Source organism: Microbacterium sp. Soil_N32 (assembly GCF_057655505.1).
In genome coordinates this window covers 56,665-81,752 of the sequence record NZ_JBDGME010000013.1, presented here as the reverse complement: position 1 = coordinate 81,752, position 25,088 = coordinate 56,665, and the positions used below count along the sequence as shown (strand labels likewise).

The following is a 25,088-nucleotide window of genomic DNA, read 5'->3' as shown; positions in this document are numbered from 1 at the left end:
TCACCAGGCCGGCTTCGGGTAGAGGAACTCGGTCTCCTTGACGTCCTCGGGGAGGACGATCTGGATCTGCCCGTTCACCCACTGCTGGATGAGGTGCGCCCCGGTGGGCTTGCCCTTGTCGTCCCAGCTGAGCGGACCGACGACCGTGTCGACGGTGTTCTCGCGCAGCCAGTCGATCAGCTGCTGCTGGCACTCGCCCTGCTCGGCGCAGCCGACCGCCTCGACGGCCGCGGCGACGACCTGGCCGGTCGTGTAGGCGTTGGCCTCGTCCTCGGCGGGCGGGTTGCCGTGCATCTCGGTGTACTTCTCGACGAACTCGACGTTGCTCTCGTAGGTCGACTTCGGCGAGTACCCCGTCGGGGCGAGGATGCCCTCGGTCGAGCCGCCGATCGCCGAGGCGAACTCGGGGTTCGTCGGAGCCGTCGAGAACGCGGCCAGCTCGGGCTGGTAGTCGAGCTGCTGCAGGGCGATGATGAGGTTCACCGCGTCCTGGTACTGCGTGCCGCCGATCACGATGTCGGCGTCGGCCTGGGCGATCTTGGCGGCGATGGTCGAGAAGTCGGTGGTGTTCGGCGGGTAGACCTCGTCGACGAGGATCTCGACGCCGGCCTCTTCGAGCTTGTCGCGCAGGCCGTAGGCGGTGCCCTGTGCGAACGGGTCGTCCATCGCGGCCACTGCGGCCGTCTCGGGGCGCTGGTCGTCGGGCAGCGCGAGCAGGTACTCGGCGAGGTTGTTGTAGTGGTCGTTGGCGATCGCGGGGGCGGCGTAGAAGAGGTTGTCGAAGCCCTGCTCGAAAACCTCGGCCGCGGCGCCCGCGGGCTCGACGAAGAGCATGCCGTACTCCTGCGCGACGCGGGCCGACGGCACGACGAGGCGGGTGGAGAACGGACCGAAGACGAGGTCGACCCCGTCCTGCGCGATGAGCGACTCGTAGTCGGAGACCACGCGGTCGGCGTTGGACTGGTCGTCGAGGATCTTCAGCTCGACCGGGCGGCCGAGTAGACCGCCGTTCTCGTTGACGATGTCGCGCCAGGCCTCGTAGCCGCGCTCGACGCCCTTGCCCGGCTCCGAGAAGTCGCCGGTGAGCGGCAGCGAGATGCCGATGACGATGGGGTCGTCCGATCCACCCCCTTCCCCGGTGTCTCCGCCGCCGGAGCAAGCGGAGACCGTGAGAGCGGCGATGCCGAGCGATGCGATCGCTGCGGCCGTCCGTCGACGGTGTCGGGGTGCAGTCATTGCGGGTCTCCTACGTCATCGTAGCGAAAGCGCTTTCGTAAGCGCTTCCGCCACTATAGTAGGAGGTCAGAACGAGAGCAACCCACAGCGCGATCAGCGTCGATTTTGCTCACCGGGGAGGTTTTCGTGAAGCGTACAGGCACGCCGCGACTCATCGACGTGGCCGAAGCCGCGGGCGTCTCATTGGCGAGCGCATCGCGCGCGATGTCGGGCGGCTCCGGCATCTCCCCCGAGGTCGCGGCGCACGTGCGCCAGGTCGCGCAGAAGCTCGGCTACGAGCCCAACCTGCACGCCCGCGGACTCGCCGGAGGGCTCGTCCCCACCATCGGTCTGCTCGTGCACGAGATCGGAGACCCCTACTTCTCCGAGATCGCTAGCGGGGTCATCCGCAGCGCCACCGCCGAGAATCGCTCGGTGCAGATCGCGCAGGCCGACCGCACACCCGAGAGCGAGCTCGCGCAAGTGCAGGCCCTGCTGCGTCAACGCGTCGGCTCGATCATCATCGCCGGCTCGGGCTACAGCGACCCGCATCACGAGGAGCGCATGACGCAGGCGCTCGCCGACTTCACGCTCGCGGGCGGTCGCGCCGCGGTGATCGGACGCCACCACCTAGCGATCGACGCCGTACTGCCGGACAACCGACGTGCCGGGGCATCCGTCGGCCGCCACCTCGCCGACCTCGGCCATCGCCGCATCGGCGTCGTCGCCGGCCCGCTCGAACTGAACACCGTCTCCGACCGCATCGCCGGGCTGCGCGAGGCCACCGAGTCCGACGGCATCGAGCTGATCATCGTGTCGAAGGCGTTCACCCGCGAAGGGGGCATCGCCGGGGTGCGCGAACTGCTCGACCGCGAGGTGACCGCGATCGTGGGCCTCAACGACGCCATGGCCATCGGCATCCTCAGCGAGCTGCGCCAGCACGGCATCCGCGTGCCCGACGACATGTCGGTCGTGGGCTTCGACGACATCGCGGTCGCGGCCGACGTCGCTCCGGCCCTCACGACCGCCCGCATCCCCATGTTCGAGATGGGACAGCACGCCGTCTCTCTCATCCTGCGCCCCGCGAGCGACGAGCCCCGCACCATCACGACCGCGCACGAGCTGATCGTGCGCGGCTCCACCGCCCGCCCCCGCTGACACGCCCGCCCGCACGGGCCGAGCGGGCACGCGAGAGGGGCGGATGCCCGGCATCCGCCCCTCTCGACGCGATCAGTTCTTGAACGCGTCCTTCACGTTCTCGCCGGCCTTCTTCACGTCGGACTTGGCCTGGTCGGCCTGACCCTCGGCCTCGAGGCGCTCGTTGCCGGTCACCTTGCCGACGGCCTCCTTCGCCTTCCCGGCGATGTCCTCGGCAGCGTTCTTGATCTTGTCATCGAGTCCCATGAGGGCTCTCCTTTCGTGTGGGATGCAACGACGGAAGGGCTTCCGTCGTCCCTTCGCCGGACGGCGAGGAGTTCGAAGCGCGGCTCGGGCGCCGGGGCGCCGTCATGAGAGCCGCCGGGTATCGCGGGCCAGACGGGCGCGCAGCCCGGAGTGCACCGAGACGTACGCCGCGGTGTCGCGGCCGGTCAGCGTCGCCAGGTTCGCGAGCAGCATGTCGACATGATCGACGAGCGCACGCGGGTCGGTGTTCTGCCGCGGGGTGACCGACACATGCAGCACCGGCTGCTTCTTGACGTCGTCGGCGGTCACATGGGTCGAGAGCACCTCGTCGCGACCGGCGAGCGAGTTCTTGATCGCATCCGACACGAACGCCTCGTCGACGGTGATGCGGCCGATCTCGTTCTGCGCGCCCGACGAACGGAGCACGGTCTTCGACCGGCGATGGATCACGCTCGTCAGGGCGAGCACCAGCAGCACGATCACGACGACGATCGCGGCAACGGCGACGAGCCCCACACCCGTCACCGTGCCGCCGGCGATGGCGGTGGCCGCGTTGGCCTGATCCAGCCATGACCGGGCGCCCGTGCTGGCGGACTCCCAGATGTCCGCGGCGGGACGCCAGCTCATGATCGCGATCCCGGCGGCCCCCATGCCGAGCAGGATCAGCCCGATCACGAGCAGCAGAGCGCGGTTCAACGCGCGATTCGTACGGTTCACAGGTCGTCCTCCTCCGGAGCGGGGCGCTCGATCCGCACGCGGGTGCGGGTCGCGCCGATCAGGCGGTAGCGGTCGATCGCGGCATCCGTCAGCCGACGCACATCGGCCTCGTCGAGCGGGATGCCCGCACCGGGGCGCACCGTCACGTCGACGCTGCGGTGCCCGACGCCGACCACCACACGGTCGCGGGCGATTCCGGTCTCGTCGGACAGGTGCTGCGCGAGGGCGCTGGCGATCACGCCGTTGTCGACGACGACCGCGCGGTCGCCCGCATCGAGCACGCGCTTCGAGAGCCGGCCGGGCGTGATCGCCAGCCAGACGAAGATCAGACCCAGCACGGCGAGCACCGCGCTGCCGGCGACGATGAGCCCGACCGGCTGCGTCGGCAGCCCGACCAGCCAGCCCGCGGCGGCCGACGGCGCGAACAGCAGGGCCGGCTGCGCAGCCAGACTCAGGACGAGCTCGATGCCGACGAAGACGAGTGCCGCGATCAGCAGCACGACGGCGACGAACATCGCCGTGGTCCGCGGCGAGTGGGTCTCGCGCCGCACGACGCGGCGGAGGGTGGGACTGCTCATCGGACTCTTCTCCTTTCGGGAACGCGGGCGCCGGTGACGACGAGGTCGACGCGGACGACGTCCCGGCCGAACAGACGGCCGAGGTCGTCGCGCAGCCGGTCCTGCAGGCGGCGCCCCTGATCGAGCACGGGCACGGCGGCGGCGATCGCCGCGGTGTCGTCGAGGGAGGGAACGGGAAGGGGGGCGGAGATGCGGACGGCGATTCCGCCGACACGCTCCGCGACGTCGACCTTCACGTCGCCGCGGGGAACACCGATCAGGGTCGCTGACGCCTGCTCGGTGACCGTGCGGTAGACGCGTTCACGAACGTCGGTGCGGCCACGGACGGGCTCCGCCCCGGTGGCGCCCCGCACGGGGACGCCACCGCTGGCGAGGTTCTGGTCGACGGTCGTCATCAGGAGGTGCGCCGCCCGCTGAAGACGTCGGCGAGGCCGCGGACGTCGAGCTTGCCGGACAGGATCCGGCCGATCAGCGCCCCGACGCCGGCGAACACGGCCGCGAGGAGGAATCCCCAGAACCCGAACGTCAGCGCCGCGATCGCGAGGAGGGCGCCGATGACGGCGCCGGTGGCGGTGGCACTCATGCGACTCGCGACTCCTCGTTCTCGTCGCGGTCGTCGCCGGGCACGTGCACGTCGTTCACCTCGACGTTGACCTCGACGACCTCCAGGCCGACCAGGCGGCTGATCGCACCGGCGACCGCGGCGCGCACGTTGCTCGCGACGTCCTGGATCGGCGCCGGGTACTCGACGACGATCGTGATGTCGGCCGCCGCCTGGGTCTCGCCGACCTCGACCTTGACGCCCTGCGCGAGGTCGGTGGCGTTGATGACGTCGCGGATCGCACCGAAGGCGCGGGCTCCGCCGCCACCGAGCGCGTACACGCCGGCGACCTCACGGGCGGCGATGCCGGCGACCTTGGCGACGACGCCGTCGGCGATCGTGGTCTTGCCCGCGGCGTCGGCGTCGGCCGGAACGCGGGCGGTCGACACCGCAGTGGAGCGGTCGACGCGCGGCGCCGGGGTGCCGGGGGTGGGTGCGACGGCGGGGGTCTTCTCGTCGGCGACGGTCTTCTGGTCCTGTGCAGCCATGATGTCCTCTATCTCACTCGGTGACCGGATTCAAGGCCTCGGTGGCCCTTTCCGGGAGCGGTAGGTTCGCTCACAAGTAGGACGCGTGGGGCGTCCGATTCGTCACAAAAAAGTTCTGACGAGTTCCGAGGGGAGGGATCATGGACCGCGCAGACGACCGTCCGCGGGTGGACTACTCCCCTCTTTCCGACGCCGCGCTCGTGGGTCGGGCGCAGGACGGGGACTCCGACGCGTTCCGCGAGATCGTGCGCCGGCACAGCGGATCGATGCGCGCCTACGTCTCGCGCGTGGTGGGGTCGTTGAGCGAGGCGGACGACGTGGTGCAGAACGCACTGCTGAACGCCTGGCGTCAGCTCGACACGCTCCGGGATGCCGCCGCGGTGAAGTCGTGGCTCATGCAGATCGCCAGCCGCGAGGCGTTCGCCCTCCTCCGACGCCGCCCTGCCGACCAGTCGCTCACGGGGTACGATCGCCCGTACACGGGAGTCGATCAGCCCGAACAGGCGGCCATCCGCAACGCACAGCTCGCCGCGCTCTCCCGAGCGCTCGAGACGCTTCCCGAGGATCAGCGACGGTGCTGGCTGCTGCGCCAGGTCGCAGAACTCAGCTACGCCGAGATTGCAGAGGAAATGGAAACGTCACCCAGTACGGTCCGGGGCCTCCTCTCCCGCGCCCGCACGAGCATCACGGTGCAGATGGGAGGGTGGCGATGAGCGATCACGACGACCCCGCCACCTCCCTCGAGTGCGGCCGCACCATCGAGGAGCTGGCCGACTACCTCGACGCCGGGCGCCTCCCCGCCGACCCGCACGTCGAGACGTGCCCCGAATGCCTCAACGCGCTCGAAGCACTCGAACGCGTCGGGCGGCTGTCGCGCGACCTGATCGAAGACGAGGCCGCGCACCTCGCCCCGCCGCCGGAGTCGTGGTTCGAGCGCATCTTCACGACCATCCACGAAGAGCTGCGCGCAGGCCGCAGCCTGCCGATCAGCCATCCAGACCCCCGGGTGCGCATCACGGTGACCGAGGGGGCGGTGCGGGCACTGCTGCGCGACAGCGGCGACGCCATCGACGGGGTGTTCGTCAGCCGCACCGAGATCGTCGGCGACGCCGAGACCCCCGGGGCCCCGGTGCAGATCAAGCTCACCGCCTCGGTGCGCTTCGGCACGAGCATCCAGCAGCTCACCGAAGAGCTGCGCGCCACGGCGTACGCCGTGCTCGCCGCGCACACCGAACTCGCTGTCACCGCCGTCGACATCACCGTCGAAGACATCTACACCGACACCAAGGACACCGCATGAGCACACCCGCATCCCACGACCCCGCCGAACTCGCGGCGCGCGTGCGCACCGTGCCCGGAGTGACGAGCGTCTTCGCGCCGCGCCCCACCCTCGCGCAGATCCCCCAGGTGCTCGCCGCCGCGACCGCCACCGCCGACGACGGGCCCGTCGCCGACCTGCTGATCAGCACGGATGCCGAGGGGGCCGTCACGGTGTCGACGCGCATCGCGACCTCGGCGCAGGACAGCTCGGTCGAGACCGCGCGTCGCGTCGCCGATGCGCTGCTCGCGCAGACGCCCGAGAGCGCGGAGATCGTCCTCCAGGTCGCCCGCATCCGCTGAGCGCGGCGCGGTCAGCGCGGCATCGCGTCAGCGGGGCATCGCGCAGGCGGGCGTGCCGCCGGGAAGGCGATGGCGGAACCGCGCGATCACCCGGTACCCGACCGCGGCCGCCCACGAGAACGGCGGCGTGACGAGCATCCGTCCCGCGAAGCGCAGCACCCATCGGTCCTGCATCTGCAGCAGCCCGGCGAAGGCCGCGTGTCCCCGCCACCGGCGTCCGCCGGCCAGCAGCCACGCGTAGCGGGTCACGTCGTCGCGGCCGAGTCCCACCTCGTCGAGGTCGAGCCACTGCCACGGCTCGGCGGGAGGGAAACGATGCAGCCGCCGCTGCAGCCACTGCACCGACGTCGTGCAGAACCCGCAGTCCCCGTCGAAAACGAGCAGCGGCCGACCGGCCGCGGTGGATGCGGATGCCCGTGCCGTCGCGTCGCTCATCCCCCGAGGCTACGTCGCGTCGAGCCCCGACCCTCGGGCATCGACAGCCCCGTGTCGCCCCACTAGGGTGGCGGAATGGATGCCGCTGTGATCGACGCCCCCGCGCCCACGCGGACAGCGGAGCCCTGGTATCTGCGGCGGCGGCTCATCCTGCTGGTCTCCGTCGTCGTCGCGCCCGTCGCGCTCACCGCCGCCCTCAACAGCTACGGCCCGCTCACCGAGGAGTCCGCGCTGCGGATGGCGTTCGCCACGGCCGCCGGCATGACCATCGCCGTGCTCGGCGCCGTGGCCGCCCTCGTCGTCACCGTGGCCCGGCGACGCAGCATCCCGGGTGTCGTCTTCTTCGCACTGGTGCTCGTGTTCGTGGCCGCGTGGGCCGCCGCCGTCGTCTCCGGCGCCGGCGACCTCCTGCTCGAACGCCTGGCCCTCATCGAAGACGTCGCCGGGCTCGGCTGAGCGGCCCGATCAGTCGAAGTCGGGTGGAAGCGGACGCGCCGGGCTCGGGAGAGGTGCCGCGAGAATGCTTTCAACGCGTTCGTAGGTCTTCGGGGAGAGGTCTTCCACGTCGACGGCCAGCCGCGCTCGGACGCAATGACCTTCGCGATCGCACTGACCTCGACGAACGGGGTGACGGGGCCGTCGATGATGTCGTCTCGGGTGAGTGCGTGCGACATGATCCTCCGGGTGCTCCGAGCGCGAAGTCAGACGCTGGCCAGCTCGCCGCGCTCGATGGCGATGCCTCGTCGAAGGAACTCCGGGGCGACGTCTGCGAGGTCCGCCGAAACGGGGAGCGGGTACACGGAGCGCTGCGGCTCCCACACGACATCGGGGTGTCCCCGCCGCTCGAGCACCCACGAAGGAACGGGAGCGGATGCTTCGCGCAACCGCACCTCGAGGAGCGCAGCAATGGCGTCCACCCACCGAGGATGAGACTGGTCCGGCTCTTCGACGGCGAGAAGAACTCTCGTCACCGCGTCGGCCGTGTCCAGATCGTCGGCCAACTGGATGAACCGGCGGTAGGCCCGATCAGGCCGCCCCTGCGCTTCCCACTCCGCGATCTCCTCCGCCGCCCGAACCGCCGGGGATCGTCCTTCAGTGCGAACCGGCACCCATTCGATGCCGATCACCGAGGCAAGCCTGTCGACCGTCGAGGTCGTGGGATCGCGATGGCCGTTCTCGATCGCACTGAGGTTGCCCGCACCGACGCCTGCCGTCGACGCGACGCTGCGGAGGCTGATCCCGGACTGCCGTCGGGCTCGACGCAGAGAGTTCGAGATACCCATGACTCACCTCCTGTTCTCTAAAACGATAACACCGGCTGCGGGGCTCGTCGTCGCCCGGCTCGGCTCGGCTCGGCTCGGCCCGGCTCGGCTGAGCGGCCCGCACCACAGGCCCGGGAATCGCGCAACCCCCTGGAGGCGACCGCGGGCGGCGACGGAGCCTGGGGGCATGAGCCACCACCCGGATGACATCACGCAGCCCCTCGACCACCTGCCTCCGCAGGACGAGCGCGACAAGGCGGTGGAGGTCGAGGAGCCGAGCTACCCGACCTCGGAGGCGCCGGCCGGACGCTCGGCCGCCTCCCCCGAGACGGCGGCCGAGCCCGACAAGCCCCACCGCCACGGCGTCGACAAGCTGCCGCCGACGTCGCGCTGAGCGCTCCGACCGCCGGAGAAGAGCAGAACGACCGCCCTCAGCCGCGGCACTCGCGGGTGAGGTGGTCGGCGAGCTGCTCGAGGAACCCCTGCACGACCTCGGCCTCGGCCGGGGGGAGGTTCGCGGCGTACTCGAGCATCGCCAGCGCCGTGGAATCCAGGCCCTCGGCCGGATCGATGCGCCGCAACGGCACGAGGAACTTCGATCGGCTGTCGGAGGGATTGCGCTGGGTCGTGATGATGCGGGCGGTCTCGAGCTTGTCGATCGCCTGCGCGATCGCCGCCGTCGTGACCTTCAGCTCTTTGGCGAGGTCGCCGGGAGTGAGGGCCTCGTGGCGGTCATCGGCCTCGGCGATGAGTCGGGTGATCTCGCGCAGCAGCGGGCTCGGTCCGCACGCCGCCTGACGGCGACGGGCGAGCTGGTCCTCCGCGAGGCGCACGCGTTCCACGGCCTTCACGACGTCGAGCGCGCGGCTGTCGTCGACGGCGGTCCAGATCGCCGACTCCGCCTCGGCAGTACTCACGGTCAGTCCCCGTGATTGATGACCTGGAGCCACTGGCCGAACTCGGCGCGCGGCTCGATGATCTCGTCGCCCTCCGGGCTGATCTGGTTCTGCTGAGACATATCCAGGCTCCTTCACGCGGTGGGCCGCCGAAGCGCTCGGATCGCGAGGATCGGCGGCGAGTTGGGTTACTAGTCTAACTAGATATTCGGACAGTACGCGAAAAAAGTTCCACGACGGATGCGGTTCTCGTCATTCCCTCTCGGGTGAAACAAAGCTACAGTCGATGCCCAAGCGGCAGATATTTTGTACAACCGGTCATCGACGATTCACCGCGCAGGCGCCGCGCGTTAACTCCCCCTGCCCAGGCTGAGGTCGTCCCCCGACCTCGTCTCAGGAAGACCATGCCCACTCGACATGCTCCCGCGCGCGCCCGCGCCCCCCGTCTGACCGCGCTCCTCGCGGCCGCCTGCTCGCTCGCCCTCGTCGGCACCCTCTCGCAGCCCGTCACCGCCCAGGCGTTCGACGACCCCACCGTGATCGACGGCATGGTGCTCGACGGCCGCGGCGCCTACGTCGTCGACGACGTCGAGCACACCCGCCTGGCTCCCGGTCTCGACCAGATCGAGTTCGAGCGCCTCGGCCCCGACGGACGCCAGCTGCTGCACGTGCTGCGCGTGCAGCTCGCCGACTCGAACCTCGAGGTCGACTACATCGGCAACGACGCGCTGACCGACCCGGGCACCGTCAGCGAGTTCGTCGACGGCTCCGGCGCCATCGCCGGCGTGAACGGCGACTTCTTCGACATCAACAACTCCTCCGCTCCCCTCGGCACCGCGATCAGCCGCGACGACGGGCTGCTGAAGTCGCCCGAGGTCTCGCGCAACAACGTGGCCGGGTTCACCGACGCGGGCCTCGGCGGCATCGTCGAGGTCTTCCTCGAAGGAACCGTCACCCTGCCGTCCGGCGCGTTGCGTCTCGCGGGCATCAACCGCGTGACCGGCGAGGCCGACAGCGTCGTCGTGTACAACGCGCACTGGGGCACCGGCAACCGCGGCCGCAGCATCCCGACCGGACAGACCGGGGTCGAGGTGCTCGTCGGCGCGGACGGCACGGTCACCCGTACCGCGCAGGCACCCGGAGCGGAGCTGCTGGCCGACGGCGTGCAGGCCGTGGTGGCCGCCCCCGGCGCCGCCGCCGACGCTCTCTCGGCGCTGCAGGCCGGTGACCCGGTCGCGGTGTCGTACACCCTCAACCCCGAGGCCGTCGACCTCGCCGCCGCCGTCGGCGGCCACGCGTCGTCCGAGCCGCTCATGCTCGACGACGGCGAGCTCGGCGAGGCCGTGTCCGACCTGTCGCGCCTGCGTCACCCGCGCACCGGCGTCGGCTTCTCGGCCGACGGCACCACCGCGTACTTCGTGGTCGCCGACGGACGCCAGAGCACCGTGCCCGGGCTCACGGTGCCCGAGCTCGGGCAGCTGATGCTCGACCTCGGCGCGTGGGACGCGCTGAACCTCGACGGCGGCGGCTCGTCGCAGATGAACGCCCGTCAGCCCGGCGACGCCGACGCGAGTGTGCTCAACGCACCGTCCGACGGCTACGAGCGCAGCGATGCGAACGGCCTCGGCATCTTCCTGCGCACCCCCGGTTCGAGCGCACCGGCGAGCTTCGACCTGCGCACCGGCATCGACGTCGACGACGCGTGGCGGGTGTTCCCCGGCCTGCACCGTCGCATCGACGCAGTCGGCGTGACCGAGAACGGCTCGGCGGCGGATGTCGTCGCCCCCCAGTGGTCGGCGACCGGCGGTGCCACCGTCACGGCCGACGGAGCATCCGCCACGGTGACCGGCGTCGCGCCGGGCGCCGCCGCCGTCACGGCGACGCACGGGTCGGCCACGGGCGAGCGTGCGCTGCAGGTGCTCGGCCCGCTCACCCGTGTCACCGCATCGACCGGCCTGCTCGCCCTCGCCGGCCGCGACGACGCCCGCGTGCTGACCATCACCGGTCACGACGCGAACGGCTTCCAGGCCCCGATCGACCCCGCCGACGTCGAGATCGGCGGCGCCGACGCGTCGCTGCTGTCGTTCACCCCGCACACCGACGGCACCTTCGAGGTGCGCGCGCTCGGCGACCTGGGCAGCGCCTCGCTGACCTTCACGGTCGCGGGCCACACGGTCACGGTGCCGGCCACGGTCGGACTGAACGAGATCCTCTTCGCCGACCTGGCGGATGCCGCGCAGTGGACCTCCGCGAACGACCGCGCTCCCGGGGGCTCGGTCTCGCCCGCGCCGGGCCACGAGGGCGACAACGGCCTCGCCCTGCGCTACGACTTCACGCAGTCGACCGCGACGCGCGGCCAGTACGCGGTCGCGCCGAACGGCGGCGTGGTGCTGCCCGGTCAACCGCAGAAGCTGACGATGTGGATCGAAGGCGACGGCAAGGGCGCGTGGCCGCGCCTGCAGTTCCGCCAGGCGAACGGCACGACGTCGAACCTCGACGGCCCCGAGGTCACCTGGACCGGGTGGCGTCAGGCCGAGTTCACGGTGCCGGCCGGCGTGCAGTACCCGCTCACGTTCCAGCGGTTCCGCCTCATGGAGACGAAGGCCGGAGCGCAGTACACGGGCGGCATCACGATCAGCTCGCTCGCGGTCGCGGTGGCGCCCGACGTCGAGATGCCGCCGACGGCCGTCGTGCCCGATCCGATCATCGCCGCCGATGGCGCGACCGACGCCTCCCCCCTGCGGGTGGCGGTCATGAGCGACGCGCAGTTCGTGGCTCGCAACCCCGACAGCGACCTCGTCGCGGGGGCCCGTCGCGCCCTGCAGGAGATCGTCGCGGCAGACCCCGATGTGCTCGTCATCAACGGCGACTTCGTCGACGAGGCGGCTCCGGCCGACTTCGCGCTGGCTCGCAGCATCCTCGACGAGGAACTGGCCGGCACCGACTTCCCCTGGTACTACGTGCCGGGCAACCACGAGATCATGGGCGGCGACATCGCCAACTTCCAGCAGGCCTTCGGCGCCAACTACCGCGTCGTCGACCAGCAGGGCACGCGCCTGATCATGCTCGACTCGTCGACCGGCTCGCTGTCGGGCAAGTTCGACCAGATCGAGATGTTCCGCGACGCTCTGGCGGATGCCGCGACCGACCCCGCGGTCACCGGCGTGGTGCTGCTGCAGCACCATCCGCTCGACGACCCGCTCGCCACGAAGTCGAGTCAGCTCGCCAACCGGTCCGACGCGGCGCTCGTGCGCGACTGGCTGGAGCGCTTCCGCGAGTCGAGTGGCAAGTCGGCCGCCTTCGTGGGGTCGCACGTGGGCGTCTTCCACGCCACACGGGAGGACGGCATCCCGTACCTGATCAACGGCAACTCCGGCAAGGCGCCCGCCGGCGCCCCCTTCGGGCAGTTCACGGGCTGGACGATGCTCGGCATCGACCCGGCCGCCGGGGCGTGGGCGGATGCCGCCGGGCCCTGGTTGCAGGCCGAGGTACAGACGCGCGTCGACGCGATCCGCTTCGACGCGATCCCCGAGACGCTCGAGCCCGGCGCGCCCGCCTCGCTGGCCCCCTCGATCGCCCAGCCCGGACAGGACGAGGTGCCGGTCGCCTGGCCGATGAGCTACCGCTGGACGGCCTCCGCCGGCGTGCACATCGGGGCGGCGACGGATGCTCCGGCCGGCAGCATCGCCGCGCTCGACCCCACCTCGCACGTGCTGACGGCGCTCGCAGAGGGCTCGGGCAGCGTGACGCTCTCGATCAACGGCGTCAGCGAGACGGTGTCGTTCGCCGCGGAGGATGCGACCGTTCCGGGCGGCGGCGACGGCGGCCCCGGCGGCGAAGGCCCCGGAGGTGACGGGTCGACCGGTGGCGGCGCCGGCGATGGCGGTGCCGGTACGGGTGGCGGGTCGAGCGGCGGTGCCGACGGTGCGGGCGACGGCTCCGCATCCGACGACGAGCTCGGCGTGACCGGCGGCGGCATCGCTCCGTGGGTCGTCACGGTCGGCATCCTGATGCTGCTCGCCGGCGGCGGCCTCGCGGCGATGCGTCTGCGCCGCCGTGCCGCGGTCGAGACGGCGGACGCCGGGATCGACGACCTCGTCTGACGCGCGGTCCTCCACGAGGCCCCGTCTTCCGCTCCGGCGGAGGCGGGGCCTCGTCGATGCGGGGCGCGCCGCGTCTCAGGTCAGGAGCGTGCGGATCTCGAGCATGGCCGCGAACCGGGCATCCGGGTCGTCGAGGTCGAGTCCGCTCACCTCGGCGACACGGCGCAGCCGGTAGCGGAACGTGTTCGGATGCACGAACGCCGAGGCGGCCGCAGCGGCGATGTCGCCCAGGTGATCGAGCCACGCGCGCAGCGTGTCGACCAGGTGCGCGCCGTGCTCGGCGTCGTACGCCACGAGCCGGGCGAGCGGATCGGGCACCTCGTCGCCGCGCGCCCGGCGCAGGTCTTCGAGGTCGAGCAGCAGCGACGCGGTCTGCACCTCGGCGATCGGGGCGACCTGGCGCTCGCCCGGATGCTCGACGAGCACCCGCAGCGCCCGATGCGCCTGGGCGCGCGAACGGGCGATCTCGGCCGCCGTCGACGCCGGCCGCCCGATGCCGATCACCGCGGGGATGCGGTCGCCCACGCGGCGGAGGAAGTCCTCGGCCAGGCGCAGCGCGCGCTCCTCGGCGAGCGCGTCGTCGACGGGCAGGATGCCGTAGACGGTGTCGCCCACGAGCGCGACAGCGGCACCGGGCTGCACCGCGGACAGGTGCAGGGCGAACGCGTCGGCGAGCCGCTCGCGCTCCGCGATCGCCTCGTGACCCGCCGCGTCGTCGCCCCGCGTCACGATCGCGGCGGCCGCGACGGCGACCCGGCGCGCGGTCAGCCCGAGGCGACCCAGTGCGTCCGGCGCCTCCGGACCCCCGTCGACGGCGCGGCTGACCAGCTCGGCGCGCAGGCGCCGTTGCGCGTCGGCGCCCGCGCGGATGCGCAGCAGATGCAGGGCGACGAGCTTCGTCGCCTCGCGCAGCGTGACATCGCGCTCGCGCGTGAGCGGGCCGTCCATCGCCGCCCAGATCGACCCGAGCACCTCGTCGCCCGCACGCACCGCGATCGCCACGCGCTGCGTCGAGACGCCCTCGCCGAGTTTCACGGGGTCGACGACGACCGGGGCGTCGTCGCGGTACAGGTCGCGGAACACGCCCATCTCGGTCAGCACCCGCGCATACCGGTCGGGCACCTGACGTCCGATGATGGTCTCGACGCGCGACGGGTCGGCCCGCTCCTGCCCGCCCGAGAACGCGAGCACGCGCGACGAGCGATCCTCGATCGTGACCGGGGCGTCGAGCATCGCGGCGATGGCGTTCGCGACGGCGAACAGGTCGCCCGACGGCACGCCGCCGAGCGACTCGGCGGGAGTGCGGCCGACGTCGTCCTCGGCGAGGAGCGAGCGCAGCAGGGCGGCGAGCTGCGTCCAGGTGGCTCCGCGGGCGAGCGACAGCACGGCGACGCCCGCCCGGTCGGCGGCCTCGCGCACCGATGCCGGCAGCCCGCCGACGGTGCGGGCGATCACCGCGACCGCACCCGCCGACCCCGCCGTCTCGATGAGGCCGACGAGCGCATCGGCATCGTGCACGGCGATCGCGAGCACCACGGCATCGGCCGGATAGACGGGCGGGTCGATCGGATCGTGGATGACGACGCCGCCGATGTGCCGATCGACGTCGATGCGTCCGTGCGCGACCTCGAGCAGCGTCACGCCGAGATCGTCGAAGACCCTCCCCCAGCTCGATCGCGCCAGCCCGCTCATACGGGCGAGCCTAATGTCCCATCGGGATCCACTCGGTCCACGTCGTGAGCTCGTCGAGGATCTCGGGCACCGGCGCCACGCCCAGCCCCGGCCCCTGCGGCACGTCGAGGTGCCCGTCGCGCATGACCCACGGCTCGGTGAGGTCGGTGCGGTAGAACCGGTCGCTCGCCGACACGTCGCCGGGCAGCACGAAGCCCGGCAGGGCGGCGAGCGCGATGTTCGCAGCGCGACCGAGACCCGACTCGACCATGCCCCCGCACCAGACGGGCACGCCGTGGGCCGCCGCGAGGTCGTGGATGCGCCGCGCCTCCAGGTAGCCGCCCACGCGGCCCGGCTTGATGTTGATGACGCTGGTCGCCCCGAGCGTCAGCGCCTGGGCGGCGGTCTGAGCCGAGGTGATCGATTCGTCGAGGCAGATCGGCGTGCGCAGCATCCGTGCCAGCTCCGCGTGCCCGAGGATGTCCTCCTCCTCCAGCGGCTGCTCGATGAGCAGCAGGTCGAAGGCGTCGAGCTGCGCGAGATGGCGGGCGTCGCGCAGCGTGTAGGCGGTGTTCGCGTCGACCTGCAGGCCCACGTCGTCGCCGAACCGCTCGCGCACGGCGCGCACGACGTCGATGTCCCACCCCGGTTCGATCTTCAGCTTGATGCGCACGTAGCCCTCGGCGAGGTAGCCGTCGACGGCGTCGAGCAGCCGCGGGATCTCGTCCATGATGCCGACCGACACTCCGCACGGCACCTGCGTGCGGACGGCCCCGAGCTCGCGGGCGAACGAGCGCCCCTCGGCGCGGAGCTCGGCGTCGAGCACCGCCATCTCGACCGCGGCCTTCGCCATGCGGTGGCCCTTGAACGGGGCGAGCAGTTCGCCGACCATGTGGGCGCCGGCGAGGTCGACCCCGGCGAGCGCGGGCAGGATGTTGCGCCGCAGCATGTCGACCGCGCCCTCGGTGTACTCGGCCGAGTAGACGGGGTCGGGCAGGGTGACGCACTCCCCCCAGCCCTCGGCCTGGTCGGTGACGGCGCGGACCAGCAGGATGTCCTTCGCGGTCTGCGTGCCGAACGATGTGCGGAACGGCGACACCAGCGGCATCGCCACCCGGCGCAGTTCGATTCCCTCGAGCTTCATGCACTCTCCTCGTGCGGGCGCACGAGGTAGCCCTCGGCGCGGTCGAATCCGACGACGGAGTATCCGGCGTCGAGCAGGGCGGTGAGCTTCTCGCGCACGTCGCGGCGCCAGCGGCGCGCCTCCGCCGGATCCTCGCGGCGGATGCGGGTGATGTCCGAGGGCACGGCGACCCGTTCGTCGCCGGTGCGCGCCTCCATCGGCGCGGGCACGACCCCGGCGGCGCGGTCGACCACGCCCTCGTCGCGCAACGACCAGCTCACCAGCAGCCGATCGGTCTCGTCGTCGCCGTTCACCCCGTCGGTCATGGCGCCGTAGAAGTTGGCCAGGTACTCCTGCGGCCGTGCGCCGAGCTTCACGATGTTGAAGTACGCGTTGCGGGCGACGAGGGGGTCGAACGTCCACTCGATCACGTCGATGCCGCGCCCGAGCGCCCATGCCCGCTGGTGCTGCTTCAGCGCGAAGCCGACCGACCGTCCGATCGACTCGGGCGAGATGCCGGTGATGTGGCTGTGCAGCGCGTGACGCTCGGGGTCGGCGTGGAACGCGATCGCGACGCCGACGAGCATCCCCCCGGCGAAGGCGCCGCCCACGTAGCTGCCGGCCTTGCTCAACGCCCGCAGCAGCTCCGGCGGCACGGCCGGGTTGTCGGCGGTGCGCTGCCAGATGCGCGACAGCAGTGCGATGGCGTCGGCCTGCTCCGCCACGCCCGTCAGTTCCCGTACGTCGACGCCCGCGAGCATGGCGGCGCGCTCGGCATCGAGCAGCGCGCGCGTGGCGACGGTGTCGTCGTGCATCAGCCGAACCATGACCCCTCCGATTCGATGAGCTCCGTGACCAGGGCGGTCAGGAGTCTGGTGCGCGGCAGCAGCTCTGCCACCACGACGTGCTCGTCGTCGGCATGCGCGCCCCCGCCGACGGCGCCGAGCCCGTCGAGCGTCGGGATGCCGAGGGCGGCGGTGAAGTTGCCGTCGCTGCCGCCGCCCACCTCGACGGCGGTCACCGGGTCGAGACCCAGGCCGTCGGCCAGGCGCACGGCGAGCGCGAGCAGATCGCGCGACATCGCGCGCTCGAGCGGCGGGCGGTTGATGCCGCCGCCGATCGTGAGACGTGCCCCGTCGACCGGTGAGCGGTAGGCGCGCAGGGCGCCGTCGACCCGCTTCAGCTCGGCGGCCGACGACGAGCGCGCGTCGACGTGCAGGTGGGCGCGGGCGGGCACGGTGTTGCCCGTCGTGCCCGATGCCGCAGTGGTCGGGGTGACCGAGGTGCCCGTCTCGGCGTCGGCGAGGGCGAGGGCGGCGAGCACCAGCTCCGCGAGCGCCGCGGTGGCGTTCACCCCGCTCTCGGGCTCGAGTCCCGCGTGCGCCGCGCGCCCGTCGATCGCGATGTCGTACATCGCCGCACCCTTGCGTGCGGCCTTCAACGCCCCGCCGTCGGCCGACGCCTCGAGCACGAGCACGGCGGCGGCGCCCTGCGCGGTGCTCTCGATCAGCTCCCGGGACCGCGCCGATCCGATCTCCTCGTCACCGGTGACCAGCAGGGTGACGCCCTCGCGATCGTCGAGCGCCGCCAGCGCGTGGAACGCCATGGCCAGCCCCGCCTTCATGTCGAACGAGCCGGGGCCCCGCAGTACCCCGTCCTCGACCGCGAACGGCAGCCGTCCGAGGGTGCCGTTCGGCCACACGGTGTCGTGATGGGCGAGCAGCAGCACGCGGGTCTCGGGCCCGAAGTGCCAGAGCAGATGCGAGCATCCGTCGACGACGATGCGTTCGGGCTCGGCCCCCAGCAGGGCGCGACCGATCTCGGCGACGACGTCGGCCGACCTCGCCACGGCCGCATCGTCGGACGACGGCGACTCGCACTCCACGAGCCGTCTGACGGTGTCGACGATCGCCGCCTCGGTGAGGCGGTCGGCGCTCGTCGCGGATGCCGTGCTCATGCGCCGCTCGACACGGTCGGGGCGGGATGCGACACCGCGGGCGCGTCGCTCGACACCTTCGGGGTGGCCCTGGCGCCGAAGTGGATGTACTCCTCGCCGGTGGGCAGCGTGTAGAACGTCGCCGTCATCCACGTCTGCGTGCCCGGCGCGCGCAGCGCGAATACCCCGGGGGCGTAGGGCACGAGGGCGTACTCGTCGACCGGATTCGGTTCGACTTCGGCGAGCGGCCCGAGCACGGTGGTGCGCAGCACGGGTCCCTCGTCGCCCACGTACACCTCGGAGCGCACGGATGCCCGCTCGTAGGTGCCGATGTACGGCGTGATGTCGACGTCGACCGGCGGCGTCGGCGGCTGCACCGACTCCTGCATGCGCACCCCCGAGAGCTCGGCGAAGATCTCGCGGTAGAGGTCTTCGTACAGGTCGCGGGTGTGCCCGCCGTTGGTGAGCAGGGTCACCGCGACGCCCGATTCGGCGTGCACGCGCAGGAACGCCGCCTGCCCGAAGGTGTTGCCGTCGTGACCGTACAGCCGCTCGCCGTTCCAGTCGAAGCGGATCCACCCGAGGCCCCACGAGTCGCCGAGCACGTGCTTGTCGGGCACCTCGGCCTGGAAGGCCTGCATGTCGGCGACCGTCGCCTCGTCGAGCAGCCGCGTGCCGTCGGCGGTCACCCCGCCGGCGAGATGCAGCCGGGCGAAGGCGAGCACGTCGGCCGCCCGCGCCGTGATGAGACCGGCCGGGCCCATCGACCGCTGCAGCTGCCACACGGGGGTCACGATCGTCTCCTCGCCGGTGTCGACGTGGCCGACCGCCGCCGAGAACAGGATCGCCTCCTCCGGCAGCGTGACCGTGTGGGTGAGACCGAGCGGGGTGAAGAGCAGTTCGCGCATCGCGGTGTCCCACACCTGGCCGGTCACCTGCTCGATGATGCGCCCGAGCAGCACGAAGCCCGAGTTGCAGTACGACCAGGTCGCGCCGAGGGGATGATTCTGGCCGACCTCGGGGAACAGCGCCACGTACTTCTCGAGGCAGTCGTCGCCCCGGCCCGTGTCGGTGAACACATCGCCGTCGATGCCGCTCGTGTGGGTGAGCAGGTGCCGCACCGTGACGCCGTCGGTGAGCTCGTCGTTCACCAGCTGCAGATCGGGAAGGATCTGCTTCACCGGGGTGTCGAGCGTGAAGCGCCCCTGCTCGACCAGCCGCAGGATGACCGTCGCCGTCCAGACCTTCGAGATCGAGCCGATCTGGAACACCGAGTCCGGCAGCGCCTCGGCCGAGCGCTCGGGGAGGCTGCGGTTGAGCGTGCCCGTGGCGAGGGTGACGATGTCGTCCCGCCCGTCGGGGTCGAAGCGCAGGATGCCGAGCTGCGCGCCCGGCACACCGTGCAGCCTCGCCAGCTCATCGAGCCGGTGCTGCCAGTGCGCCGCGTCGATCGCCGCGGGGCGCGCACCGTTCGTGCTGCCGGCGAAGCGCTCGACCCACTCGACGACGCGGCGGGCGTAGTCGACGCGGTGACTCGGGCGCCCGAGCAGCGGGAACACGTGGCTGCCGTCGGGATACAGCACGAGCTCGGTGGGCACGCCGCGCTCGCGCAGCGCGTAGTGCCACTGCTGCGCCTGGTGCACAGGGCAGCGCAGGTCCTTCTCGCCGTGCAGCACCAGCGTGGGCGTGGTGACGTTCTCGACCGCCGAGTAGGGAGACATCGCGGCCAGGCGCTCACGGCCCGCCGACTCCCACGGCATGATCCCGATCTCGAACAGGTTGAGCAGATGCGCGTCGTCGCTCGTGCCGCCCATGCTCACCATGTCGGCCACGATGCCGCCCGCGACCGCCGCGGCGAAGCGGTCGTCGTGGCCCGTGAGATACGCGGTCATGTACCCGCCGTAGCTGTAGCCGGTCACCGCGAGACGCGCCGGATCGGCGATCCCCTCGGCCACGAGCTGATCGACCGGTTCGAGGAAGTCCTTCGCGTCCGCCACGCCCCAGGCCCCGTTGACGCCCCGCCAGAACTCCTCGCCGTAGCCGTCACTGCCGCGGGGGTTGATCATCACGATCGTCCAGCCGTGTGCGGCGAGCTCCTGGTGGAAGACGTGCATCTCGTCGACCGCGCCGTTCCAGGCGTTGTGCGGGCCGCCGTGCACGTCGACGAGCAGCGGCGTCGGCCCATCTGCCGCGGGGTCGCGCACGATCCAGGCCTGCACGGTGGTGCCGTCGCTGATCGTGAACTCGCGGCTCTCGCGCACGTACAGCTCGGCATCGTGCGGGGCGGCGCCGTGCGCGGTGAGCACGGACGACGTGCCCGCCGCCACGTCGAGCAGCACGATCTCGCCGAACGAGGTGGGGGTCGACAGCGCGATCGCGGCGCGGTCGCCGACCACCGAGAGTCCGCTCACCACCTCGTCGGTGCCGCCGTGCACGAGGCGGGGCTCACCGCCCGTCAGGGGCACCCCGTAGAGGTGGGTCGCCCCGCGGTCGCGGATCGCGAACAGCACCTCGCCGCTCGCGGTGACCTGCGGCAGTGCGCCGGGGTAGGCGGGGGCGCCGGGCATGACGTTGCGGTCGAGCGCACCCGCGAGATCGCTGACGTCGCCCGAGTCGAGATCGACCCGGAAGAGCCCCGCGTGGCCGTCGGGGTCGCCGACCCAGCCGATCACGATCAGCTGCGACCCGTCGGGGGAGAACGAGACCGTGCCGGCGAAGCCCTCCGCGAAGCCGAGCACGCGCGGGCGGGCGGCGGGGTCGTGCGGGTCGACGGCGTGCACCGCCGAACGGAACGCGAGCTCGTCGGATCCCGCCGGACGAGCGACGTAGGCGAGCGTGCTCCCGTCGGGCGACCACGCGGGGCTGTCCACCCCCGCGACGCCGTCGGTGAGCCGCCGCACCTCGCCGCTCGCGACGTCGAGCACGTGGAGCTGAGCCTGCACGCCGCGGGTGAACCAGGCCCCGTCGACGAGGTAGTCGATCGCCTCGGTGGCAATGGGGCCGTGCTCGCGCTGACGCTCGGCATCCACGCCTCGGGCGACCGGCGGCGCGACCGACGCCGTGAACGCGATCCGCGCTCCGTCGGGGCTCCACACCGGAGCCCCCGCGCCGAGCGGCAGGTCGGTGCGACGCTGCGCCTCTCCCCCGCCGACCGGCAGGGTCCAGATCTGCCCGTCGCGCAGGAACGCGACCTGGCTCCCGTCGGGCGAGAACGCCGGGCTGGAGTCGGTGGTGCCCCGGGTCAGGCGCCGGGCGCCGTCGTCGTCGGCGATCCACAGCGAGCGGGTCGCCTCGTCGGCCTCGACGTCGACGCCGGAGAGCACGTAGACCGTGCGGTCGCCGGAAGGAGCGAGGGCGGGCTGGCTCGGAACGGTCAGCGCCAGGACGTCGTCGATGGTCATTCTGCGGGTCACGGCGTGCTCCTTCGGTTCAGACGCGGCGCGCGTCGGGCGTGTAGTGGATCGGTCGCGGGATCGCCGCGAGCAGCTCCCGGGTGTAGTCGGCCTGCGGGTGGTCGAGCACCGCGAGGGTGTCGCCCTGCTCGACGATCCGGCCGTCGCGCATCACCACGATCTGCGAGGCGACGTACCGGACCACGGCGAGGTTGTGCGAGATGAAGAGCATCGAGAACCCCACCTCGGCCTGCAGCTCGCGCAGCAGGTTGAGGATCGCACCCTGGATGAGCACGTCGAGCGCCGACGTGATCTCGTCGGCGATGAGCACCTTCGGGCGTCCGGCCAGCGCGCGGGCGATCGCGATGCGCTGCCGCTGCCCGCCCGAGAAGCGCGCGGGCCGGTGGTCGGCCTGGCGGGCGTCGAGGTGCACGAGTTCGAGCAGGCGTCCGACCTCAGACGTGCGCTCCCGCCGCGTCATCGACGCCGGCATCATCTCGGCGATGCTGGCGCCGACCGACATGCGCGGGTCGAGCGACGAGTACGGGTCCTGGAACACCATCTGCAGCGGGCGCGGACCGCGGCTCGGGATCGGCGCGCCGTCGAGCAGGATGCGGCCGCCGCTGAGGGGCACCAGCCCGACCGCCGCGCGGCCGAGAGTCGACTTGCCCGATCCCGACTCGCCCACCACACCGGTGACGCCGCCCTCCGGCACCTCCAGCGAGACCCGGTCGACCGCGGTCACGGCGGCACGGCGGAGCCCGTATCTGATGGTCACGTCGTCGAAGCGGAGCTCGCTCATCGGCTGCGCACCTCCTGGGCGTCGGGGAACGTGTCGGGCACGGCATCCGTCGCCTCCTCCGGCTGCCGCGCCGGTTCGGCATCCGTTCCGGTGAGCGAGGCGAGCGTCGCGAGCGGCCGATCGAGGTCGGTGCCCATGTGCGGAACGGCGGCGAGCAGCGCGCGGGTGTACGGATGCTGCGCCGACGAGAGGTCGGCCGCGTCGAGCTCTTCGACGATCTCGCCGGAGCGCATCACGAGCACGCGGTCGCAGAGCTCGGCGACCACCGAGATGTCGTGGCTGATGAACAGGACGGCGGCGCCGTCGTCGTCGCGGATCGCGCGCAGGAGGTCGAGCACCTGCGCCTGCACGGTGACGTCGAGGGCCGTCGTCGGTTCGTCGGCGATGATGAGGCGCGGCGAGACCATGAGGCCCATCCCGATCATGGCGCGCTGCCGCATGCCGCCGGAGAACTCGTACGGGTACTGGCGCGCGCGGCGCGCGGGTGCGGTGATGCGCACGGCGGCGAGTCGGTCGACGGCTCGGCGCAGCGCGTCGCGACGTCGCATCCCTGCGTGCTCCACCGCGACCTCGGCCAGCTGGTCGCCCATACGCATCGTCGGGTTGAACGACGACATCGGGTCCTGGAAGACCATCGCCATCGAGGTCCCCAGCATCCGACGCATCCGCGGCCCGGCGGGCGCCTGCAGGTCCTCGCCGAGAAAGCGCAGGGTTCCCGCCTGCACCCGCGCGGGCTCCGACACGAGCTTGGCGACGGCGAGCGCCGTCATCGACTTGCCCGACCCGGACTCGCCGACGATGCCGACGATCTCGCCGGCCGCGACCGCGAAGCTCACCCCCCGCACCGCGTGCACATCGCCCGCCGCCGTGGGGATGTCGACCCGCAGGTCAGCGACCTCGAGCACCGCGTCGTCGCCGGCATCCGACGTCGAGGGCGCCGGGGCCGGAGCAGCCGGCAGCCGGCGGCCGCGCCGCACCCGCCGGGCGCCCGTGAGGGTGACGTCGTCGATGCCGAGGCTGCGAGCCGCCGCCTCTCCGGTGAGGTTGAACGCCAGCCCCGCGATGACGACCGCGAGGCCCGGCGCGAGCGCGGCGAGCGGGTTGCTGTAGATGCCGCGCAGTCCGTCCATCATCAGGCGGCCCCAGTCGTACTCGGGCGGCTGCACGCCCAGCCCGATGAACGAGAGTCCGGCGAAGGCGAGCAGCGCACCGCCCGCGCCCACCGTGGCGTTGACGATCAGCGGTTCGGCGATGTTCGGCAGCACGTGGCGGAAGAGCACCCGCACGCGTCCGACGCCGCCCACCCGCGCCGCCGCGATGAAGTCGCGCGCCTCGATGCCGGCGATGAGGTTCTGGCACAGGCGGGCGAACGACGGCGCCCCGGCGAGACCGATCGCGAAGACCGCCGCCGTCGCGGTGCTGCCGAAGATCGCGGCGAAGAAGAGGGCGAGCAGCAGGCCGGGGAAGGCGACCGCGATACCGGTGAACCAGGTCACGGCCCGGCCCAGCGTGCGCCCCAGCAGTAGCGGGGCGACGCCGAGGAGGATCCCCGCGCCCACCGCCACCGCCGTCGCCGACAGGGCGAGCACCACCGAGAGGCGGGTGGCGACGAGGGTGCGCAGCAGCAGGTCGCGGCCGAGGTTGTCGGTACCGACCCAGTGCTCGGCCGACGGGCCCGCGAGCAGGTCGCCGGTGTCGGTGACGTCGGCCTGGGCTCCCCAGAGCCACGGCGCGACGATCGCGGTGACGAACACGAGGGCCAGCAGCGAGAGCGCGGTCGCCCCGAGCGGGGTGCGGGCCATGCGGGTGAGTGTGCGCATCATCCCTCCGCCGCCGTCGACTGCGGATCGAGCACCGCGAGCGCGGCGTCGACGAGGGTGTTCACGAGCAGCACCCCGACGCCGTACACGAGCACCGTGCCCTGCACGAGCGGGTAGTCCTTGGCCTGGATCGAACTGACGATCGTGCTCCCGAGACCGGGCCAGGCGAACACCGTCTCGACGAGCACGGTGCCCGCCACCAGTCCGCTCAGCAGCAGCCCGCCCAGGGTCAACGTGGCGGTGACCGCGTTGGGCAGCACGTGGCGCATATCGATGCGCGAGGCCCGGAGGCGCTTGGCCTGCGCCGTGCGCACGAAGTCGGCGTCGAGCACCGTCAGCACCTCGATGCGCAGGATGCGGGCGAGGATCGCGGCCGGTCCGATCGCGAGGGCGAGCACGGGCAGCACGTACGACAGCGGCCCCTCGCGACCCGCGACCGGCAGCCACCCGAGCTGCACACCGAAGATCGCGACCAGCGCGACGCCCAGCAGGAAGTCGGGGATCGACCCGAGCAGCACGCTCGACGAGCTGAAGCCGACCTCGAGCCCCCGCGCCCGGCCGCGCTGCGTGGCGATCGCGACGGCCATGCCCAGCGGCAGCGCGATGAGCACCGCCACCGCGAACGCCAGCACCGCGAGCAGCAGCGTGGCCGGCAGGCGCTGGGCGATCGTGTCGGCCACCGGCAGCTGCGAACCGATCGACACCCCCAGGTCGCCGGTGAACACACCGCCCAGGTAGTGCAGGTACTGCTGCCAGATCGGGTCGTCGAGACCGAGCGACTCCCGGCGCGCCTGCACCACCGCAGCGGATGCCGTCGGGCCGAGCGCCGCGCGGATCGGGTCGCCCGGCACCAGGTGGATCATGAGGAACGACGCCGTGATGAGGATCCACAGCGACACCACGAGTCGGCCGAGGCGCCGCGCCGCGAAGCGCAGCCACCGATGGTCGCTGAGCCCGCGCGCGTCTTCCTCCGCGAGGCGTGTCGTCACCGTGGTCATGTCATCCGTTCCGATTCCCGCGCCGAC

Annotated in this window: 25 protein-coding genes; 7 read left to right on the top strand and 18 right to left on the bottom strand. The window is 72.1% G+C overall.

The genetic code is table 11. The annotated features are described in order from the left end of the window. Complete coding sequence (locus tag AC3A3J_RS02905) at positions 1-1,236, bottom strand: amino acid ABC transporter substrate-binding protein (protein ID WP_487670856.1); 1,236 nt, start codon at positions 1,234-1,236, stop codon at positions 1-3. A 126-nt stretch (positions 1,237-1,362) separates the two neighbouring features. Here AC3A3J_RS02905 and AC3A3J_RS02900 point away from each other — a divergent pair, with 126 nt between their 5' ends. Continuing rightward, positions 1,363-2,373 carry a LacI family DNA-binding transcriptional regulator gene (locus tag AC3A3J_RS02900; protein ID WP_487670855.1) on the top strand — a complete coding sequence of 337 codons (1,011 nt, stop codon included), beginning with the start codon at positions 1,363-1,365 and terminating at the stop codon, positions 2,371-2,373. A 72-nt stretch (positions 2,374-2,445) separates the two neighbouring features. On the opposite strand, the gene AC3A3J_RS02895 is transcribed toward AC3A3J_RS02900, so the two are convergent. The 6 genes from AC3A3J_RS02895 to AC3A3J_RS02870 form a co-directional block, all read right to left on the bottom strand. Then, entirely contained in the window at positions 2,446-2,619 is a 174-nt protein-coding gene (locus tag AC3A3J_RS02895; protein ID WP_487670854.1) for a CsbD family protein, read from the bottom strand. Positions 2,620-2,721: 102 nt separating this feature from the next. Continuing rightward, on the bottom strand, positions 2,722-3,336 hold the full coding sequence (locus AC3A3J_RS02890; RefSeq protein ID WP_487670853.1) for a hypothetical protein: 615 nt from the start codon (positions 3,334-3,336) through the stop codon (positions 2,722-2,724). Beyond that, positions 3,333-3,914, bottom strand: coding sequence for an Asp23/Gls24 family envelope stress response protein (locus tag AC3A3J_RS02885; RefSeq protein WP_487670852.1), 582 nt, complete (start codon positions 3,912-3,914; stop codon positions 3,333-3,335). Before AC3A3J_RS02885 ends, AC3A3J_RS02890 begins: the two co-directional genes overlap by 4 nt. Beyond that, positions 3,911-4,309: a hypothetical protein gene (locus AC3A3J_RS02880; RefSeq protein ID WP_487670851.1), complete on the bottom strand. Its 399-nt coding sequence runs from the start codon at positions 4,307-4,309 to the stop codon at positions 3,911-3,913. The genes AC3A3J_RS02885 and AC3A3J_RS02880 overlap by 4 nt, the downstream gene beginning before the upstream one ends. Continuing rightward, positions 4,309-4,497 (bottom strand): DUF2273 domain-containing protein, encoded by a 189-nt coding sequence (locus AC3A3J_RS02875; RefSeq protein ID WP_487670850.1) that lies wholly within the window; start codon positions 4,495-4,497, stop codon positions 4,309-4,311. The genes AC3A3J_RS02880 and AC3A3J_RS02875 overlap by 1 nt, the downstream gene beginning before the upstream one ends. After that, positions 4,494-5,003 carry an Asp23/Gls24 family envelope stress response protein gene (locus AC3A3J_RS02870; protein ID WP_487670849.1) on the bottom strand — a complete coding sequence of 170 codons (510 nt, stop codon included), beginning with the start codon at positions 5,001-5,003 and terminating at the stop codon, positions 4,494-4,496. Before AC3A3J_RS02870 ends, AC3A3J_RS02875 begins: the two co-directional genes overlap by 4 nt. A gap of 140 nt (positions 5,004-5,143) precedes the next feature. Between AC3A3J_RS02870 and AC3A3J_RS02865 the strand changes: the two genes are divergently transcribed. The 3 genes from AC3A3J_RS02865 to AC3A3J_RS02855 are packed head-to-tail and all read left to right on the top strand — an operon-like array spanning position 5,144 to position 6,623. Then, complete coding sequence (locus tag AC3A3J_RS02865) at positions 5,144-5,716, top strand: RNA polymerase sigma factor (RefSeq protein ID WP_314649735.1); 573 nt, start codon at positions 5,144-5,146, stop codon at positions 5,714-5,716. Beyond that, a complete protein-coding gene (locus tag AC3A3J_RS02860; protein ID WP_487670848.1) occupies positions 5,713-6,303 on the top strand; it encodes an Asp23/Gls24 family envelope stress response protein in 591 nt (196 codons plus the stop codon). The genes AC3A3J_RS02865 and AC3A3J_RS02860 overlap by 4 nt, the downstream gene beginning before the upstream one ends. Further along, a complete protein-coding gene (locus tag AC3A3J_RS02855; RefSeq protein ID WP_487670847.1) occupies positions 6,300-6,623 on the top strand; it encodes a hypothetical protein in 324 nt (107 codons plus the stop codon). The genes AC3A3J_RS02860 and AC3A3J_RS02855 overlap by 4 nt, the downstream gene beginning before the upstream one ends. A 27-nt stretch (positions 6,624-6,650) precedes the next feature. Here AC3A3J_RS02855 and AC3A3J_RS02850 read toward each other — a convergent pair whose 3' ends face one another. Next, entirely contained in the window at positions 6,651-7,058 is a 408-nt protein-coding gene (locus tag AC3A3J_RS02850) for a thiol-disulfide oxidoreductase DCC family protein (RefSeq protein WP_487670846.1), read from the bottom strand. Between the two features lie 75 nt (positions 7,059-7,133). Here AC3A3J_RS02850 and AC3A3J_RS02845 point away from each other — a divergent pair, with 75 nt between their 5' ends. Then, positions 7,134-7,514 carry a hypothetical protein gene (locus AC3A3J_RS02845; protein WP_487670845.1) on the top strand — a complete coding sequence of 127 codons (381 nt, stop codon included), beginning with the start codon at positions 7,134-7,136 and terminating at the stop codon, positions 7,512-7,514. A 245-nt stretch (positions 7,515-7,759) separates the two neighbouring features. Here the strand turns inward: AC3A3J_RS02845 and AC3A3J_RS02840 are convergent, their stop codons facing one another. Beyond that, the gene (locus tag AC3A3J_RS02840) at positions 7,760-8,341 is read right to left on the bottom strand and encodes a helix-turn-helix domain-containing protein (protein ID WP_487670844.1); all 582 of its coding nucleotides are present in this window, start codon (positions 8,339-8,341) and stop codon (positions 7,760-7,762) included. Positions 8,342-8,507: 166 nt separating this feature from the next. Between AC3A3J_RS02840 and AC3A3J_RS02835 the strand changes: the two genes are divergently transcribed. Continuing rightward, positions 8,508-8,714, top strand: a complete 207-nt coding sequence (locus tag AC3A3J_RS02835) for a hypothetical protein (RefSeq protein WP_487670843.1) — start codon at positions 8,508-8,510, stop codon at positions 8,712-8,714. Between the two features lie 37 nt (positions 8,715-8,751). Here the strand turns inward: AC3A3J_RS02835 and AC3A3J_RS02830 are convergent, their stop codons facing one another. Continuing rightward, positions 8,752-9,237 (bottom strand): MarR family transcriptional regulator, encoded by a 486-nt coding sequence (locus AC3A3J_RS02830; protein ID WP_487670842.1) that lies wholly within the window; start codon positions 9,235-9,237, stop codon positions 8,752-8,754. Between the two features lie 383 nt (positions 9,238-9,620). On the opposite strand from AC3A3J_RS02830, the gene AC3A3J_RS02825 reads away from it, so the two are divergent. Next, complete coding sequence (locus tag AC3A3J_RS02825) at positions 9,621-13,319, top strand: phosphodiester glycosidase family protein (RefSeq protein ID WP_487670841.1); 3,699 nt, start codon at positions 9,621-9,623, stop codon at positions 13,317-13,319. A gap of 75 nt (positions 13,320-13,394) precedes the next feature. Here AC3A3J_RS02825 and AC3A3J_RS02820 read toward each other — a convergent pair whose 3' ends face one another. From AC3A3J_RS02820 to AC3A3J_RS02785, 8 genes are read right to left on the bottom strand one after another with little or no spacing between them, the layout of a single operon-like run. After that, entirely contained in the window at positions 13,395-15,011 is a 1,617-nt protein-coding gene (locus AC3A3J_RS02820) for a PucR family transcriptional regulator (RefSeq protein WP_487670840.1), read from the bottom strand. 10 nt (positions 15,012-15,021) lie between these two features. Further along, positions 15,022-16,134, bottom strand: coding sequence for an o-succinylbenzoate synthase (gene menC / locus AC3A3J_RS02815; protein WP_487670839.1), 1,113 nt, complete (start codon positions 16,132-16,134; stop codon positions 15,022-15,024). Then, on the bottom strand, positions 16,131-16,928 hold the full coding sequence (locus tag AC3A3J_RS02810) for a GNAT family N-acetyltransferase (protein ID WP_487670838.1): 798 nt from the start codon (positions 16,926-16,928) through the stop codon (positions 16,131-16,133). The genes menC and AC3A3J_RS02810 overlap by 4 nt, the downstream gene beginning before the upstream one ends. Then, positions 16,928-18,070, bottom strand: a complete 1,143-nt coding sequence (locus AC3A3J_RS02805) for a M20/M25/M40 family metallo-hydrolase (protein WP_487670837.1) — start codon at positions 18,068-18,070, stop codon at positions 16,928-16,930. Before AC3A3J_RS02805 ends, AC3A3J_RS02810 begins: the two co-directional genes overlap by 1 nt. Continuing rightward, entirely contained in the window at positions 18,067-21,462 is a 3,396-nt protein-coding gene (locus AC3A3J_RS02800; RefSeq protein WP_487670836.1) for a serine hydrolase, read from the bottom strand. The genes AC3A3J_RS02805 and AC3A3J_RS02800 overlap by 4 nt, the downstream gene beginning before the upstream one ends. A gap of 16 nt (positions 21,463-21,478) precedes the next feature. Continuing rightward, on the bottom strand, positions 21,479-22,243 hold the full coding sequence (locus AC3A3J_RS02795) for an ABC transporter ATP-binding protein (RefSeq protein WP_487670835.1): 765 nt from the start codon (positions 22,241-22,243) through the stop codon (positions 21,479-21,481). Further along, positions 22,240-24,045: a dipeptide/oligopeptide/nickel ABC transporter permease/ATP-binding protein gene (locus tag AC3A3J_RS02790; protein ID WP_487670834.1), complete on the bottom strand. Its 1,806-nt coding sequence runs from the start codon at positions 24,043-24,045 to the stop codon at positions 22,240-22,242. Before AC3A3J_RS02790 ends, AC3A3J_RS02795 begins: the two co-directional genes overlap by 4 nt. Before the next feature lie 17 nt (positions 24,046-24,062). Then, positions 24,063-25,061: an ABC transporter permease gene (locus AC3A3J_RS02785; RefSeq protein WP_487670833.1), complete on the bottom strand. Its 999-nt coding sequence runs from the start codon at positions 25,059-25,061 to the stop codon at positions 24,063-24,065. Between the last annotated feature and the right edge of the window lie 27 nt (positions 25,062-25,088).

Bases quoted from the DNA above. Each gene is read 5' to 3' on its own strand.
- AC3A3J_RS02790 (WP_487670834.1), bottom strand. From the start codon at position 24,045: ATGGCCCGCACCCCGCTCGGGGCGACCGCGCTCTCGCTGCTGGCCCTC.
- AC3A3J_RS02840 (WP_487670844.1), bottom strand. From the start codon at position 8,341: ATGGGTATCTCGAACTCTCTGCGTCGAGCCCGACGGCAGTCCGGGATC.
- AC3A3J_RS02875 (WP_487670850.1), bottom strand. From the start codon at position 4,497: ATGAGTGCCACCGCCACCGGCGCCGTCATCGGCGCCCTCCTCGCGATC.
- AC3A3J_RS02810 (WP_487670838.1), bottom strand. From the start codon at position 16,928: ATGCACGACGACACCGTCGCCACGCGCGCGCTGCTCGATGCCGAGCGC.
- AC3A3J_RS02905 (WP_487670856.1), bottom strand. From the start codon at position 1,236: ATGACTGCACCCCGACACCGTCGACGGACGGCCGCAGCGATCGCATCG.
- AC3A3J_RS02795 (WP_487670835.1), bottom strand. From the start codon at position 22,243: ATGAGCGAGCTCCGCTTCGACGACGTGACCATCAGATACGGGCTCCGC.
- AC3A3J_RS02870 (WP_487670849.1), bottom strand. From the start codon at position 5,003: ATGGCTGCACAGGACCAGAAGACCGTCGCCGACGAGAAGACCCCCGCC.
- AC3A3J_RS02895 (WP_487670854.1), bottom strand. From the start codon at position 2,619: ATGGGACTCGATGACAAGATCAAGAACGCTGCCGAGGACATCGCCGGG.
- AC3A3J_RS02865 (WP_314649735.1), top strand. From the start codon at position 5,144: ATGGACCGCGCAGACGACCGTCCGCGGGTGGACTACTCCCCTCTTTCC.
- AC3A3J_RS02785 (WP_487670833.1), bottom strand. From the start codon at position 25,061: ATGACCACGGTGACGACACGCCTCGCGGAGGAAGACGCGCGCGGGCTC.
- AC3A3J_RS02835 (WP_487670843.1), top strand. From the start codon at position 8,508: ATGAGCCACCACCCGGATGACATCACGCAGCCCCTCGACCACCTGCCT.
- AC3A3J_RS02860 (WP_487670848.1), top strand. From the start codon at position 5,713: ATGAGCGATCACGACGACCCCGCCACCTCCCTCGAGTGCGGCCGCACC.
- AC3A3J_RS02845 (WP_487670845.1), top strand. From the start codon at position 7,134: ATGGATGCCGCTGTGATCGACGCCCCCGCGCCCACGCGGACAGCGGAG.
- AC3A3J_RS02820 (WP_487670840.1), bottom strand. From the start codon at position 15,011: ATGAGCGGGCTGGCGCGATCGAGCTGGGGGAGGGTCTTCGACGATCTC.
- AC3A3J_RS02880 (WP_487670851.1), bottom strand. From the start codon at position 4,309: ATGACGACCGTCGACCAGAACCTCGCCAGCGGTGGCGTCCCCGTGCGG.
- AC3A3J_RS02885 (WP_487670852.1), bottom strand. From the start codon at position 3,914: ATGAGCAGTCCCACCCTCCGCCGCGTCGTGCGGCGCGAGACCCACTCG.
- AC3A3J_RS02825 (WP_487670841.1), top strand. From the start codon at position 9,621: ATGCCCACTCGACATGCTCCCGCGCGCGCCCGCGCCCCCCGTCTGACC.
- menC (WP_487670839.1), bottom strand. From the start codon at position 16,134: ATGAAGCTCGAGGGAATCGAACTGCGCCGGGTGGCGATGCCGCTGGTG.
- AC3A3J_RS02850 (WP_487670846.1), bottom strand. From the start codon at position 7,058: ATGAGCGACGCGACGGCACGGGCATCCGCATCCACCGCGGCCGGTCGG.
- AC3A3J_RS02805 (WP_487670837.1), bottom strand. From the start codon at position 18,070: ATGAGCACGGCATCCGCGACGAGCGCCGACCGCCTCACCGAGGCGGCG.
- AC3A3J_RS02855 (WP_487670847.1), top strand. From the start codon at position 6,300: ATGAGCACACCCGCATCCCACGACCCCGCCGAACTCGCGGCGCGCGTG.